The organism is Sphaerisporangium flaviroseum (assembly GCF_039537005.1).
Taxonomy (GTDB): domain Bacteria; phylum Actinomycetota; class Actinomycetes; order Streptosporangiales; family Streptosporangiaceae; genus Sphaerisporangium; species Sphaerisporangium flaviroseum.
Genome location: NZ_BAAAZR010000008.1, coordinates 276655 through 290806 on the forward strand (window position 1 = coordinate 276655; position 14152 = coordinate 290806).

Here is a 14152-nt window from a genome sequence, read left to right on the forward strand (position 1 = left end):
ATCCGCGGTGAGCGTCCCGGTGTTCCTCGCCGACGACCTGTCGGGCGCGGAGATCATCCTCTCCGGCGCGGAGGGGCGGCACGCCGCCACCGTGCGGAGGCTGCGCGCGGGAGAGCGCGTCGACCTCACCGACGGCAGGGGCGCGGTGGCCGAGTGCGTCGTGCGCGACGTGGCCAAGGACTCCCTCCGGCTGGAGGTGACCGGCCGTCACACGGTTCCCGCCCCCTCGCCCCGTCTGGTGGTCGTCCAGGGCCTGCCCAAGGGCGACAGGGGCGAGCTGGCGGTCGAGATGATGACCGAGGCGGGCGTGGACGTCATCGTCCCGTGGGCCGCCGCCCGGTGCGTGACCCAGTGGAAGGGCGACCGTGCGGGCAAGGCCCTGGCCCGCTGGCGCTCGACGGCCAGGGAGGCCGGCAAGCAGGCCAGGCGGTTCCACCTGCCGGAGATCACCGAGCAGGCCACCACGAGCGAGGTGGCGGCCCTGCTGCGCGGTGCGGCGGTCGCCGCCGTGCTCCATGAGGAGGCCGCCCAGCCCCTGTCACGTCTGGAGCTCCCGGCGAGTGGCGACATCGTGATGGTGGTCGGTCCCGAAGGCGGGATCGGCGACGAGGAGATCAAGCGGTTCAGGGAGGCGGGTGCCACGCCGGCCCTGCTGGGCCCGACCGTCCTGCGGACCTCCACGGCCGGAGTGGCGGCCGCCGCGGTGCTGCTGTCCCGGTGCGGCCGCTGGTGACCCCAGCCGTCCGGCCCTGACCGGCGGCGGGAACGCCGACTTCACCCGGACGCCGACTTCACCCGGACGACGCCGACTCCGCCGCGAACAACGCCGACTTCGCCCTGAACAACGCCAAGTTCACCCCCGGAGGACGCCGACTTCACCCCGAAGACGGTGAAGATCCGGCCCGAACCCTCGCAGGGCGAGGGCCTGGGCTCAGGGCTGGGGTGCGGTCGTCTCGGCCTGCGTGGTCATCTGGGGAGTGACCGTCGGAGGCGTGGTCTCCGTGGGCGCGGGCGAGCACTGCTGGCACGGGCTCGTGGTCGGTTCCGCCGTCGGGGTCGGCGGCTTGGGGGAGTGGGTGGGCTGGACCGTCGGCTTGGCGGTGGGCGTGGGCGTCGGCCTGGGTCCGGGCCTGGTGGTCTGGTCGGCCTGCGGGTCCGAAGACGAGGGGGACGGGCAGGGCAGGGCCGAACCGGACGTCGGAGCCGGGGTCGCGCAGTCGGTGCCCGGCGACGTCGTCGCCGTCGACTGGGACGTCGGGAACGGCGTCGGGGTGACCGAGAGGCTCGGCTGAGGGATCTGGGAGCCTACGGGAGGCTGAAGGTTGTTCTGCGGCCTGCGCGTGCTCGACTCGTCGGGTGGCGAGGTGTCGAACTGGACCGGCATGATGGGCTGCGGGCTCGGGTCGAGATGCTGCCGCAGGCCCGGTATGGCCATCACCACCGTGGCGGCCACCAGGACGGCTCCGAACGCCGACGCGGCGGCCTTCCACCAAAACATGCCCCGCACGCCGCGCTGGTCGATGCGCGTGCGGATGATCTCTAGTCCTTCGGCGGAGGGCATGACAGAACTCGCCTCCGCGCGCAAGACACGGCGGAGTACCTCGCCGTACTCGTCGGGGGACTCGGTCATGACAATTGCTCCAGTACAGTGCGTAAGGCGGCCATGCCGCGGGCTGTGTGGCTCTTCACCGCACCCTTGCTGATGCCCATGGCGTGGGCGATCTCCGCCTCTGAGAGGTCGCCGTAATATCGCAGCACCAGCGCCTCGCGCTGTCTGGTCGGAAGCCCGCGCAGCGCCTCGATGACGGCGGACCGCTCAAGCTCGCCAATGGCACCGTTCTCCGCGCTCGGCGCGTCGGGGAGGCCCTTGGGGGCGTACTTCTCCACGACGGCGCGGTGACGGAGCACGGAGCGCGATCGGTTGACGACCGATTGGCGCAGGTAGGCGAGTGCCTTGTCGGTGTCTCGCAGGCGGCGCCACGCCCCATGAAGGGCGACGAACGCATCCTGCACGACTTCCTCCGCGGTCGCGCTATCGCGGACCAACAGCATGGCGAGACGCACAAGCGACCGATAGTGGGCGCTGTAAAGCGCCGTTACGGCCATGTCGGCGTCCCATCCGACGGGCACCGCCCCCAGCGACCTTTCGGCCACGAGGGTCTCGGTGGTCACATCTGTTGGACGCACGGCCTTCCCAGAGGGTTTACGCTCTGCCGGTTCTTTAGGGGGCATGACCCAGTTGTGTCCTCGCCGGTGGCCTCGCCGACACTCTCCGCTATCTGACGCTGAAGTGTCGCACACCAACCCTAGCCGCGAGGATCTTTCGACGGGACCTCCTCGGTATTACCGATTGGCAACAGAGGTGACTACCATTCGGGCGGTGACAGACTGCCTGTTCTGCAAGATCGTGACCAAGGAGATCCCGGCCACGATCGTCCACGAGACCGACCGCACGGTGGCCTTCCGTGACCTCAACCCGCAGGCCCCGACCCACGTACTGGTGATCCCCAAGGGGCACTACGAGAACGCCGCGGCGCTCGCCGCCGCGGACGACGGGCTCGCCGACGAGGTGCTCAAGGCGGCCCACGCGGTCGCGGTCCAGGAAGGCGTCGCCGACGAGGGCTACCGCCTCGTCTTCAACACCGGCCCGCAGGCCGGTCAGACGGTCTTCCACGTGCACGGCCACGTGCTCGGCGGTCGTGCGATGCACTGGCCTCCGGGCTGAGTCCGGCCCGGATACCATGGGGCGTAGTCAGCGGCGCGGTCGGGCCGGATGCCAGACGGTACGGTCATCCCAGCGAACGCGGTGAACACATTCATCAGGCCGGGAGGCGAGCAGGCCGCAGGGCCGCCCATGTCCGAGTCACACGAACCCCGCAGCGCGCCCTCCGGTGCGCACAACAGCGAACCGCCGCGCGCCAAGGGCCCGTCCCGAACGCAGGCCAAGGTGGTGATCCCGGACGAGCACGCCATGGTGAGCATTCTCGGCTCCCGTGACGAACTGCTGCGGGTCATCGAGGGCGCGTTCCGTGCGGACATCCACGTCCGCGGCAACGAGATCACCATCAGCGGAAACCCCGAGGAGAGCGGCCTGGTCGTGCGGCTCTTCGAGGAGATGGTGGAGCTCGTGCGGTCCGGTGCCCAGCTCACCGCCGACGCGGTGGAGCGCAGCATCGCCATGCTCCGCATGAGCTCGGGCCGCCCCGCCGACGTGCTGTCCCTCGACATCCTGTCTTCACGGGGGCGCACGATCCGCCCGAAGACGGTCAACCAGAAGCGTTACGTCGACGCGATCGACAAGCACACGATCGTGTTCGGCATCGGCCCGGCCGGCACGGGCAAGACCTATCTGGCGATGGCCAAGGCGGTGAAGGCCCTCCAGGCCAAGGACGTCAACCGCATCATCCTGACCCGTCCCGCGGTCGAGGCGGGTGAGCGCCTGGGCTTCCTGCCCGGCACGCTGTACGAGAAGATCGACCCCTACCTGCGCCCGCTCTACGACGCGCTGCACGACATGCTCGACCCCGACTCCATCCCGCGCCTGATGGCGGCGGGCACGATCGAGGTCGCGCCGCTCGCCTACATGCGCGGCCGCACGCTCAACGACGCCTTCATCATCCTCGACGAGGCACAGAACACCTCGCCCGAGCAGATGAAGATGTTCCTCACCCGCCTGGGGTTCGGTGCCAAGATCGTCGTCACGGGCGACGTCACCCAGATCGACCTTCCGGGAAGCACTGAGAGCGGGCTGAAGGTCGTCCAGGATATCCTTGAGGGCATTCCGGACATCCATTTCAGCAGGCTGACGAGTGCGGACGTGGTGCGGCACAAGCTGGTGAGCGACATCGTCGACGCCTACAGCCGTCACGATCTCGCGACCGCCGAGCCGCATGCCATCAAGGGCGGCAAGCGCCCGCGGGGGAGATAAGAAACACCATGAGTATCGAGGTGGCCAATGAGTCCGGCGTGGAGATCGACGAGTCCTCGCTGGTGAAGCTGGCCGGTCACGTGCTCGGGCGTATGGGCATCCACCCGCTCGCCGAGCTCTCCATCCTGGTCGTGGACGAGTCGGCGATGTCGCAGCTCCACGAGCAGTGGATGGGCGAACCCGGGCCGACGGACGTGCTCGCCTTTCCGATGGACGAGCTGCGGCCGAGCCCCGGCGGTTCCCGGCAGGAGGGCGACGCCTCGCTCGACCCGGCGCTTCTCGGCGATGTGGTGCTGTGCCCGCAGGTCGCGGCCAAGCAGGCCGCCGAGGCCGGGCACAGCGCCCGCGACGAGCTCGAACTGCTCTGCACCCACGGCATCCTGCATCTCCTCGGCTACGACCACGCCGAGCCGGAGGAGCACGCCGAGATGTTCGGGCTCCAGGGCGAGCTGCTCGAGGCGTGGCGGGAGGTGCGGCGGGAGCCGTGAGTTCCCCCAGCGGGTGGCTGCTGTCAGCCGCCCTTCTGATCATCGTCGGCGGCCTGCTGGCCAGCGCGGAGACCGCCCTGGCGCGTATCTCCCGCGTGCGCGCGGAGGAGTTCGCGCGCAAGGGCAGGCGTGGAGCCCAGCGGCTCCAGGCGATCGTCGCCGACCCGCCCCGCTACCTGAACCTCCTGCTGCTGCTCAGGCTCAGCTGCGAGCTGATCGCCACGGTGATCGCCACGCTGCTCTTCATCGACTGGTTCGGCGACGAGGGCCAGGCGTACGCCGCCGCGGCCGGCGTCATGATCCTGATCAGCTACGTCATCGTGGGCGTCTCGCCGCGCACCCTGGGGCGCCAGCACGCCGAGCCGGTCGCGCTGGCGAGCGCGCCGATCGTGTACGGGCTGACGCGCATCTTCGGGCCGCTTCCCAAGCTGCTCATCCTGCTGGGCAACGCGCTGACGCCGGGCAAGGGCTTCCGCGACGGCCCGTTCACCTCCGAGGCCGAGCTGCGCGATCTCGTGGACCTCGCCGAGGAGCGCCGGGTCATCGAGCCCGACGAGCGACAGATGATCCACTCGGTGTTCGAGCTCGGCGACACCCTGGTCCGCGAGGTGATGGTGCCGCGCACCGACATGGTGTTCATCGAGCGGGGCAAGACCCTCAACCAGGCGCTCTCGCTCGCGCTGCGCAGCGGCTTCTCGCGCATCCCGGTGGTCGGTGAGAACGAGGACGACGTGGTGGGCATCGCCTACCTCAAGGACATCGTGCGCCGGGTGCACGAGGCCACCGCCGGTGGGGACGCGGAGCAGGAGAAGGTCGGGTCGCTGATGCGCCCGGCCACCTACGTACCCGAGAGCAAGCCGATCGACGAGCTCATGCGTGAGATGCAGGCCCGGCAGATCCACCTCGCCATCGTCATCGACGAGTACGGCGGCACGGCCGGGCTGGTCACCATCGAGGACGTCCTGGAGGAGATCGTCGGTGAGATCGCCGACGAGTACGACCAGGAGGCCCCGCGCGTCGAGTGGCTCGACGACGGGAGCGCCCGGGTGACCGCCCGCCTTCCGGTCGACGAGCTGGGTGAGCTGTTCGACATCGAGCTGGAGGTCGACGACGTCGACACCGTCGGTGGCCTGCTGGCCCACGCCCTCGGCCGGGTTCCCATCGCGGGTTCGCGGGCCACGGTCGACGGGCTGAGCCTCACCGCCGAGAGCACCGCCGGCCGTCGTAACCGCATCAGCACCGTCGTCGTGCACCGAGTCGCCCCCGCCGAGGACATCGCCGTGCACGCCTCGGCCGAGCAGGACTGACACCGCCCCCTTCGCCCGTCTCGGCGGGGCGGGCTTGACACCGCCCCTTTCGCCCGTCTCGGCGGAGCGGGATTGACACCGCCTCCTTGCCCGTCTCGCGATGGGTCTTCCCGTTTCTGGAGTGGGTGCCACAGGGTGCGACCCATGGGGCTTATGCGTCAAGTGTCCTTTAAGCCAGTTGCAAGTGGCCCGTGGGAGTTTCTTCTCAGGCGCCCAATGGCTCGGGGTGCCGGTAAGGGGAGGGCCGGTGTGCCGGGGAGGGGTTCGCGGTGCACCGGTAGAGCCGGGGGGATGCGTGGCACCCTGGCCGGGCGACCGGCCGGGGTCCGGCACGCAAAGGGTGCCCCCGCCTGCGCTGGGCGGGCGGGGGCACCCCTTTGACGTCACGAGCCGTCACCGTGGTGACAGGCTTCCGGAGATATCGGCATATGGCCCCGCCGCCACGGCTGCCGTCACTTTCGGGTCTTCATCACGGTGACACCGGCCGTGGTGGTCATCGTCGTGACGTGCCGAGGTTAGGCGGGCACGTGACGGCCGGTGGGTCAGCAGATCAGGCCGGGAGCGACCGGGTCGTCGCCGCCCCAGACGCTCTCGTCCTCGGTCAGCCAGGTGGAACGCTCACGCTCCTGGTTCGCGTCTGCGCCTCCGCCGCCCATCGGCATGAACGGCATGCCGCCCATGGGGGACCCCGCTCCCATCCCGCCGGCGCGGCCGCCGGCCAGTCCTTGGCCCGCGCCACCGGCGCCACCATAGGACGCGCCGCCGTTGAGGCCTGAGCCGAGTGGGCCCGTACCCAGCGGCCCGTTTCCGAGCCCGGAGGGGTTGGACGTCCCGGTGAGCCCCGGCGGGGTGTTCAGAGCGGTCGGGTTCGTCAGGCCGTTCAGGTTCGGGTTGGTGAGCCCGTTGGGGTTGTTCAGGCCGTTGGGGTTGTTCAGGCCGTTCGGGAGCCCGGTGACCGGGTCGATCCCCGCCAGGTTGGTGTTGCGGGGATCGTTCGGGTTGAGGCCGGCGGGGTTGGTGCCGTTCGTCCCGCCAGGGTTCGAGGGGTCGGTGAGCCCGCCACCCGGAAGGCCGCCGGTGCCTCCGGTTCCGGTTCCGTTCCCCGTGCCGTTTCCGGTACCCGTATTGTCGCCCGGCAGGGGGATGCCGCCGGTCCCGGGAAGGGGTATTCCGCCCTGCGAGCCCGTCCCGTCCTGCAATCCGGTCCCGCCCGGTCCGCCGGTGCCGTTCAAGCCCGATCCGGACCCGGTGTAGCCGGGCATCCCGGTGGGGTCGAAGCCGGAGCCGTTGCCCGAATAAGGCAGGCCGTTCTTGTAGGTATCCCCGCTTGGGTAGTCCGTCGTGTCCAGGGGCGGGGCGACCGGCGGGCCGAGCGCAGGAAGCACGGTGACGACGGTGTCGGGCAGCCTCTGGTAGACGGCGCTGATCTGCTTGTTGACCTGTTCGAGGCGCTGCCGGGCCTGCTCGTTCTCGGAGTCCCAGGTAGAGTCGCCCTCGGCGGCCCATCCCCACCAGTCGTCGTCCCAGCTGGCCATGCCGCTGTCGGGGAGGTTCGCCTTGGCCTTCCGAAGCTCTTCGGCGTAGTCGTTGTGGGCCGCGCCCACCTGGCGTGACCGGTAGGCGAGCTCACGGGCCGATCCGTGCAGCATCTGGAGCGCCTTCTGGGCCTCCGCGGACGTTTTGTCCTTCCACCCGCCCGACATGGTGCCGGCCACCGACTCCAGAAGCTGAACGGTGCTCTCGAGCATGCTGGCCGCGCTGATGTACGCCCCGCCCGCCTCGTTCAGCCCGTCGGGGTCGGTGTCCATCAGCTTCTTCCTGACGCTCGCGACCCCGCCGTACGTGCTCGTGTCACCGCGTGGCTCGGACGTACCAGCCCTGATGGCTTGAATATCGTTGATGCCTGCCATATCGCCCCATCACTTGACCGCTGGCTACGCGTCGCGGCCCACGTCGCTTGCCTTCTCGGCCTTCAGGATGTTGTCGAAGGACGTCTTGATCACCGTGATCGCCGCCTCATACTGGGCGATCAGTTTCTCGTAGCTGCCGGTCAGAGCGGTATGACCTCGGGTGAAGACGGCGCCCAGCTGCTGGGCCGCGTCCCACTCGCCGACATGCCTCGCCGTGACCGGGCCGTAGACCCGCAGGTGGCTCACCGTGCCGGCGTTGAAGCCCTTCAACCGTGCGACGTCCTCTTCGAGCGCCTTGAGCAAGTTGGTCACGGTGGGGTGGTGGACGTCGACCCCATCCTTGACGTCCACCCCGGGCCAGTCCTTGTTGAGGTGGAAGCCGTCGTAGGGAAACCCGCTGGCCCCGTTCTCGCCCATCTCTGTCCCCTAATCTCAGGCCGCCCCGCCGGCGTGTTCGACTCCGCCAGGGCGGTCTGCCGCCGTGAGTCTTCCGAGCTCTGGCTTTACCTACCGTCGAACATGGACACGTTGGCCTTCTCCGCCAGGGAGAAGTTCTCGTGGCCCTGCTCGATGACGGCACCGAGCTGCTGCAGCAGGGCGGCCATGCGACCTGACGCGGCGTCCCACTGCGACCTCGCGCTTAAGTAGGCATCCCTGGCGGGGCCGTCCCACTCACCCAGCAGGCCGTTGAGGTCGGTCTCCAGCTGCTGGAGCGTGCCTTCCATCGCCTGCCACTGCCGGGCGAAGTCCTGGCGCCCGGTGGCCATCGTCCCGAAGTTGACCAGCGTGCGGTCGACGTCGTTGTTGATACCAGCCATGATGATCTCCGTTTCAGGGGCGAGCAGGTCAGTGGTTGATGCCGGCGGTCAGGCGGCGGGCAACTGCGGCCTGGTTCTCTTCCGTCGAGCGGTACTGCGCCTCCACCTTGTTGAGGTTCTCCTTGAGTCTGAGCAGCTCGGCCAGAACGACACTGAGCTCCCTGTTCCACGCGTTGAAGACGGACCCGAACTCTATGCCCGACCGGCCGCCCCAGCCCGCCCGGAGGTCACTCACGTGACCCTGCAGCTGGGTCTGGATGCTGCCGATGAGCGAGTGCGCCGTATCTGTCTTTTTCGCGGCTTCGACGATCTGGGGAAGATTCGCAGCGGTCTGCTGGCCCACGGGGTACCTCCATGGAGTCGGCCTGCCATGCTCACGGAAGCCCACTATGCGGTACGCATCATCGGCCCCCGCGATGCTGATCACGGTAAAGACTAGGATCATTTAGCACATCAGGGACAGGTGTCATATTGCGAGTCAGTAACGGTTTCTCGCACCGCTGGCCACAGCCCTGTCAGGGCTTCACCGCTGCCCCTTCTCCGATGGGGACGGGGTTTCTGGCGGCGGCGGGGTCCAGAACCGGGCCCTCCGGGATCAGATGCAGCAGGTGAGCGGGCAGCGGCGCGACGTCGCCTTCCTCGTAGCCGAGCTTCGGCAGCAGGTCGACGGAGGCCAGCGCGAACCTCCGTCCCTGGTCGGTGATCAGCGAGTAGCTCTGGTGGACGGCGGCGAGCTGGCCCTCTCCCGGCAGCAGCCCCGCGACCACCGCGCCACCCGGCGGCAGCAGAAGCTGGTCGAAGTGGTCCTGGTCGGATGTGTCCTCGGGTGGGACGGGGATCCGTATGCGGCTGCCGATGGTCAGCCGCGCCCGGGTCGATCCCTTGGCCGTGTCGGAGTAGACGGTGCACAGCGGGGCCGTCGCGTCCGGGGTGGTGACCTTCGGCATCGTGGCGGGCAGACCTGGGACGGCCATCGAGGTGCGGGACTGCGGGAACGCGTTCGCCCGCGCCGCGTCGACCTCGATGGGCCGCACTTCGCCGTTGCCGTAGGCGGTCACGCTCGCCGGATCCTGGAGGATCAGCTTGGCCTGCGTCTGGGAGATCGCGGCCAGGCCGTCACGCAGCAGGACGTACCAACGGGCGTCGCCACCGGTCACCGCAGGCACGGTGTACACCCTGCCCACCGCCGACACATGGCCGTCCGGGCCGCGCACTTTCCGTCCCAGGCCGGCGATGCGCCGGCTGCGGAAGTCGGGGCCGATGGGGAGGGCGTTCAGCCACGTCGCGGGCACCTGGCGGGGCTGCTCGGAGGTCAGGGCGCGGACGCCCTGGTCCGACACCCGCATGCGGCGATCGGCGAGGATCACCCACGACTGCTGCCCGTCGTCGGCGATCATGGCCTCGTCTCCGAACGGCCTGCCACCGACGTCCATGCCGGCCACCAGCGTCACGTACGGCTTGCGCGTCCCACTCGGCTCGATCTTCTCGGCCACGCAGGCCGACCAGGGCCCGCGGACCAGCTTCTCCCGTGCGGGCAGTGAGTCGGGAGCCCCCGGAATCCCCACCAGCGTGGTTCTGGAGAAGCCCGCGAGCGACGCCGACGACACCGTGCGCACGGTCACGTCGGGGGTGTCCAGCAGCAGGCGGCCGGAGGTGTAGTTGGCCACCGGGATGAGCTTGCCCTCCTGCTCGCTGTAGACGAACGTCGCGCCGGTCTCCTCCTCGACGATCAGCGTCCCCGGGGCGGTGAGCGAGGTCGCGCCGCCGGGTTTGAGCAGGCCCCAGATGCCGAAGATCGCCGTCACGAGGACCGCCACCAGGATGCCGCAGAACATGGCGACGTTGTGCCTGCGCATGGGAGACTCCGGGACATCCGGCTCTCCCTGGAGCAGGGCCATGCCCAGACGCTGCATCATCAGCCGATGCGCCTGGTAGAGATCACGACGGGTCTGCATGCCACCTCAGCCTTGCCTGGCGGGTCGTCGCGCACAGCATAGAAGCGCGTGCCGTACAGCGGGTTTCGCGTGACAGAACTGGAAGATGCGGGCCTTGTGCCTTTCTGTACGGCCCGGTGCGTGCTGGGCTAGTCTGCACAGTTACGGCTGATCATGACCTGGCGGGACGCGAGACGGGGGCCGGAGTGAGCGAGCAACGAGGCATCGAAGCACTGCTGAACGGTGACGATCCGGCGGCCGCCACTTCCGGAGGTGCGACCGTGACCTCCGATGGCGCGTCCGCCACTTCCGACGGCGCGTCCGCCACGTTCGACGGCGCGTCCGCCACGTTCGACGGCGCGAGCGCCACTTCCGACGGCGCGGCCCCCTTCGACGGCGTGGCCGTCACCTCTGACGGTGCGACCGCCGTCTCCGATGGTGGCGCCTTCCAGGGGCCGGGGCCCGGTGGCGAGGGCACCGGTGGCGAGCCATTCAGCCTTACCTCGTCGGACTCCACGGCAGGGGGGCCGTACTCCTTCCAGGACGGCGGGTCCTCGCCGTTCTCGGACGGCACCGGCGGACCGCTGGACTCCCAGGGTCCGAGTTGGGACACCCTCCTCGCCGGGCCGCCTGGTCAGACCGGCGGGCTCGACGGCGACGCGGACGGGTTCGGCGGGCCGTTCAACGGCCCCGACGGGTTGTTCGGCGGGCCTGGTGGTCCGGAGGGGTTGTTCGGTGGGCCTGGTGGTCCGGAGGGGTTGTTCGGTGGGCCCGGCGGTCTGGACGGGTTCGCCGGCCCGTTCATCGGCCCGGATGGTTCGACGGGCGGGCCGGATGGCCACATGGGCGGACCTGAAGGGCTTGTCTTCGGGGACCAGGGTTTTCCCGGGCCGGGAGACCCGTTCGGGGAGGGCCATCCCTTGGGGGTCGGCGATCCGGTCGGCATGGACCCGTTCTCCAACGTGACGGGGCCGTTGTCACCCGACGCGCTGGACACGACGTTCCCCTACGGTGACGACCTCGGCGGCCAGGACACCTCGAACCCGTTCGATCTCATCCAGTCGGACCCGCATTTCGTGGATCCCCTTGACTTGGGTAACCCCATCAACCAGATCGACCCGGGTAATCCGCTGGACCCGAACAACACCGGTAACCCGTTCGATCCGATCGGGACGAACAACACCGGTAACCCGCTGGACCCGAACAACACGGGTAACCCGCTGGACCCCAACACGGGCAACCCGGGTAACCCGGGTAATCCGCTGGACCCGAACAACACGGGTAACCCGCTGGACCCCAACACGGGCAACCCGGGTAACCCGGGTAATCCGCTGGACCCCAACAACACCGGTAACCCGCTGGACCCCAACACGGGCAACCCGGGTAACCCGGGGGATCCGGGGAATCCGCTGGACCCCAACAACGTCGGGAACCCCGGTAATCCTGGCGATCCGAATATCCCGGCCATCCCCAACATCCCGAATCCGAACACTTCGCAGGTGGCGGATCCGTCGGCGTCGCAGATACCCAACCTGGGCCTGCCCGCCGGAACGGGAAATGGAACGGGGGCGGGAATCCCGGGAACCTCCAACCTGCCGGGCGCCGGCACCGTTCCGAACCGGACGACCACGGAGGTTCCCAGGAATCCGGTCGAGACGCGTGAGGTGGACCATCAGGCGGTCGTGGACCTCGGCCTGAAAGTCGACAGGGGGCCCGGGGCCACGGCGGCGAGCGTGCAGAAGGAGCCGGGGAACAACCACATCGCCTTGGCGGACTGCGGACTGGTCGGGATACCGATCTCCGGGTCGCATGGCGACGTGTGCAGAAGTTCCGGTGGCTACATTCAGGCTCTCCACGATCAGCTGGGCGTCTGGCGTGATCAGCTCAAGATGTCCGGCGAGAAGTGGCGCCTTACCGAGGGCGATGTGGTGAAGACCGTTGAGGCGACCGGACAGGAATTGCACAAATGAGCGCCCAGCAAGTGGACTACCAATCCGGGCAGTATCTGTATGCCACGGGGTTCTTAGGAGCAGTGACATTCGCCAGCCTCGCCAACCCCGCGATAGGCCTCTCCGTCGCCGCCGCGATCACCAGCATGATGTCCAGGCCTGACTCGCTCGACCGTGCGGGGGACAACTGGCTGAACATCCGCGACGGCATCAACGACGTGGGAACACAGCTTAAGGCCCTTGTGGACAGCGTGCCGGCGGAGAAGTGGACCGCGGCGGACAGGGAGGCATTCGACGGCGCTGTCCGCACCTTCCAGCAGACCCTGAACGAGGGAGTGGGCACCCACGACGACGCGGCCAAGATCATGCACGGCGTGGCCAAGGTCAGCTACCAGGCCGCGGTCGTGTCGGCCATCGCTGGAGGGCTTCTCGGCGCTCTGGCCCTCACACGTTTCATCCCCGGCGTCAACCTGGTGACGGCGCCCGCGTCGCAGGCCATCGCGATACCTGTTCAACGCACTGTGCTGGGGCTCGCGAAGAAGTACGGGATGGCCGCTGCGGCGGCCGGCACCGTGCTCATGATGGCGATGGGTGTCATCCAGTCCAAGCAGGCGGAGCTTGACGCCAATGTCCAGGCCATGAAGGCGCAGGGGCCGGCGCTGAAGAACGTCGGGCTCACGCTGACGAACACCCAGCCGGCCATCCCGCAGGGGCAGACCGGCATCCCGCAGGGGCAGACCGGCATCCCACAGGGGCAGACCGGCATCCCACAGGGGTACCAGCCCGGCGTCCCACAGGCGTACAACCAGCCGGTGTAAGGCCGGCAGCGTGGCGGACGCGGCGCCTCAGAGCTGGAGGCGGCGGCGGATCTCTTCGAGGTCGCCCATCACGTCCTCGAACGTGCGGTTGTAGGCCTTCTCGGCGTCTCGGATCTTGGCCATGGCCGCGTCCGGGTCGTTCAGGAGTTTCATGGGGTTGTCCTCCTCGCCGAAGACCTCGCCCATGAGCTCGGTGGTCTGACGCTCCAGGTCCTTGGCGGCCTCCCGTGCCACCGACTTGATGAGATCGGCCAGATCCGCCGAGGCGAGCCGCATCGCTCGCGGGTTGAGCCGCAGGTCCCGGAGCCCGTCGCCGGCGTACTCGACAGTGACCAGACCATCCTTGTCCTGGGCTTCGCCGACAAGGGCGCTGGTGCGCTCCTGCAACTCCTCCAGCCGCGCGAACTGCTGCTGACTCTGGTTGAGCAGCTTCTCCACATCGATGTTCGCGAAGTCGGGGAACTCCGTCACGTCCTCATCCTCATCTCTGCGCGGCCGGCATCAAGCGGCGACCGTATACCTGGGGCGGTTCTGAACTCCACATGAACAGTGATCGTCTGCAGCGCTCCGGATGACTGAGAACACAATGAACAATGCTGCCGCATAGATCGGTCGCTCGGTGCCGGATGGTAGGAAAACACCATAACGGCATCGATCATGGAGGCGGAATGACGCAGGAGAGGTACGTCACGTCGGCGGCGATCGCGAGCATCATCAAGGAGATCGACGAAGATGTGATCCCCGCCGTCCAGGAGTGGCGTGCCCTGGTGGACACCACCGTCGTCGGCTTCCCGGGCTGGGGTGCGCTCGGCGAGGTCGTGATCGGGCTGCGCTACCGGCACGTGCAGGATGACGTGCGCGAGAAGTTCACCGACGCGCTCACCGTCCTGTCGACGTGGACCGAGCAGCTCGACACGGCCCGGCGCAACTGGCGCACGGCCGAGGAACAGTCCACCGCCGTCTACGTCTAGCTCCTCTGCACGTGGTCGACGACGTGCCC

At 68.7% G+C, this 14152-nt stretch carries 16 protein-coding genes; 8 read left to right on the top strand and 8 right to left on the bottom strand.

Annotation, left to right across the window (positions count from 1 at the left end):
• The first annotated feature begins 7 nt into the window (after positions 1-7).
• Entirely contained in the window at positions 8-733 is a 726-nt protein-coding gene (locus tag ABD810_RS17605; RefSeq protein WP_344940725.1) for a 16S rRNA (uracil(1498)-N(3))-methyltransferase, read from the top strand.
• A gap of 198 nt (positions 734-931) precedes the next feature.
• Here ABD810_RS17605 and ABD810_RS17610 read toward each other — a convergent pair whose 3' ends face one another.
• Together ABD810_RS17610 and ABD810_RS17615 are read right to left on the bottom strand one after the other, a co-directional pair.
• The gene (locus tag ABD810_RS17610) at positions 932-1630 is read right to left on the bottom strand and encodes a hypothetical protein (protein ID WP_344940728.1); all 699 of its coding nucleotides are present in this window, start codon (positions 1628-1630) and stop codon (positions 932-934) included.
• Positions 1627-2106: a SigE family RNA polymerase sigma factor gene (locus ABD810_RS17615; RefSeq protein ID WP_344941967.1), complete on the bottom strand. Its 480-nt coding sequence runs from the start codon at positions 2104-2106 to the stop codon at positions 1627-1629. Before ABD810_RS17615 ends, ABD810_RS17610 begins: the two co-directional genes overlap by 4 nt.
• Positions 2107-2362: 256 nt before the next feature.
• Between ABD810_RS17615 and ABD810_RS17620 the strand changes: the two genes are divergently transcribed.
• From ABD810_RS17620 to ABD810_RS17635, 4 genes are all read left to right on the top strand, one after another.
• On the top strand, positions 2363-2725 hold the full coding sequence (locus tag ABD810_RS17620; RefSeq protein ID WP_425566909.1) for a histidine triad nucleotide-binding protein: 363 nt from the start codon (positions 2363-2365) through the stop codon (positions 2723-2725).
• 129 nt (positions 2726-2854) lie between these two features.
• Positions 2855-3928 carry a PhoH family protein gene (locus ABD810_RS17625; protein ID WP_425566910.1) on the top strand — a complete coding sequence of 358 codons (1074 nt, stop codon included), beginning with the start codon at positions 2855-2857 and terminating at the stop codon, positions 3926-3928.
• 8 nt (positions 3929-3936) lie between these two features.
• On the top strand, positions 3937-4416 hold the full coding sequence (ybeY, locus tag ABD810_RS17630) for an rRNA maturation RNase YbeY (RefSeq protein WP_344940731.1): 480 nt from the start codon (positions 3937-3939) through the stop codon (positions 4414-4416).
• Positions 4413-5723: a hemolysin family protein gene (locus ABD810_RS17635; RefSeq protein WP_344940734.1), complete on the top strand. Its 1311-nt coding sequence runs from the start codon at positions 4413-4415 to the stop codon at positions 5721-5723. Before ybeY ends, ABD810_RS17635 begins: the two co-directional genes overlap by 4 nt.
• A gap of 542 nt (positions 5724-6265) precedes the next feature.
• On the opposite strand, the gene ABD810_RS17640 is transcribed toward ABD810_RS17635, so the two are convergent.
• The 5 genes from ABD810_RS17640 to eccB all read right to left on the bottom strand — a co-directional run bounded on the left by ABD810_RS17640 (position 6266) and on the right by eccB (position 10406).
• The gene (locus ABD810_RS17640) at positions 6266-7531 is read right to left on the bottom strand and encodes a WXG100 family type VII secretion target (RefSeq protein WP_344940737.1); all 1266 of its coding nucleotides are present in this window, start codon (positions 7529-7531) and stop codon (positions 6266-6268) included.
• Positions 7532-7657: 126 nt separating this feature from the next.
• The gene (locus ABD810_RS17645) at positions 7658-8050 is read right to left on the bottom strand and encodes a hypothetical protein (protein WP_344940740.1); all 393 of its coding nucleotides are present in this window, start codon (positions 8048-8050) and stop codon (positions 7658-7660) included.
• An 86-nt stretch (positions 8051-8136) separates the two neighbouring features.
• Positions 8137-8451, bottom strand: coding sequence for a WXG100 family type VII secretion target (locus ABD810_RS17650; protein WP_344940743.1), 315 nt, complete (start codon positions 8449-8451; stop codon positions 8137-8139).
• A gap of 28 nt (positions 8452-8479) precedes the next feature.
• Positions 8480-8794, bottom strand: a complete 315-nt coding sequence (locus ABD810_RS17655) for a WXG100 family type VII secretion target (RefSeq protein WP_344940746.1) — start codon at positions 8792-8794, stop codon at positions 8480-8482.
• Between the two features lie 172 nt (positions 8795-8966).
• A complete protein-coding gene (gene eccB / locus ABD810_RS17660) occupies positions 8967-10406 on the bottom strand; it encodes a type VII secretion protein EccB (protein ID WP_344940749.1) in 1440 nt (479 codons plus the stop codon).
• Between the two features lie 185 nt (positions 10407-10591).
• Between eccB and ABD810_RS17665 the strand changes: the two genes are divergently transcribed.
• Together ABD810_RS17665 and ABD810_RS17670 are read left to right on the top strand one after the other, a co-directional pair.
• Positions 10592-12355: a hypothetical protein gene (locus ABD810_RS17665; RefSeq protein ID WP_344940752.1), complete on the top strand. Its 1764-nt coding sequence runs from the start codon at positions 10592-10594 to the stop codon at positions 12353-12355.
• Positions 12356-12417: 62 nt separating this feature from the next.
• Positions 12418-13152 carry a hypothetical protein gene (locus tag ABD810_RS17670; RefSeq protein ID WP_344940755.1) on the top strand — a complete coding sequence of 245 codons (735 nt, stop codon included), beginning with the start codon at positions 12418-12420 and terminating at the stop codon, positions 13150-13152.
• A 27-nt stretch (positions 13153-13179) separates the two neighbouring features.
• Here ABD810_RS17670 and ABD810_RS17675 read toward each other — a convergent pair whose 3' ends face one another.
• A complete protein-coding gene (locus ABD810_RS17675) occupies positions 13180-13623 on the bottom strand; it encodes a YbaB/EbfC family nucleoid-associated protein (protein WP_344940757.1) in 444 nt (147 codons plus the stop codon).
• Positions 13624-13820: 197 nt separating this feature from the next.
• Here ABD810_RS17675 and ABD810_RS17680 point away from each other — a divergent pair, with 197 nt between their 5' ends.
• Positions 13821-14123, top strand: a complete 303-nt coding sequence (locus ABD810_RS17680) for a hypothetical protein (protein WP_344940761.1) — start codon at positions 13821-13823, stop codon at positions 14121-14123.
• Positions 14124-14152 lie beyond the last annotated feature (29 nt).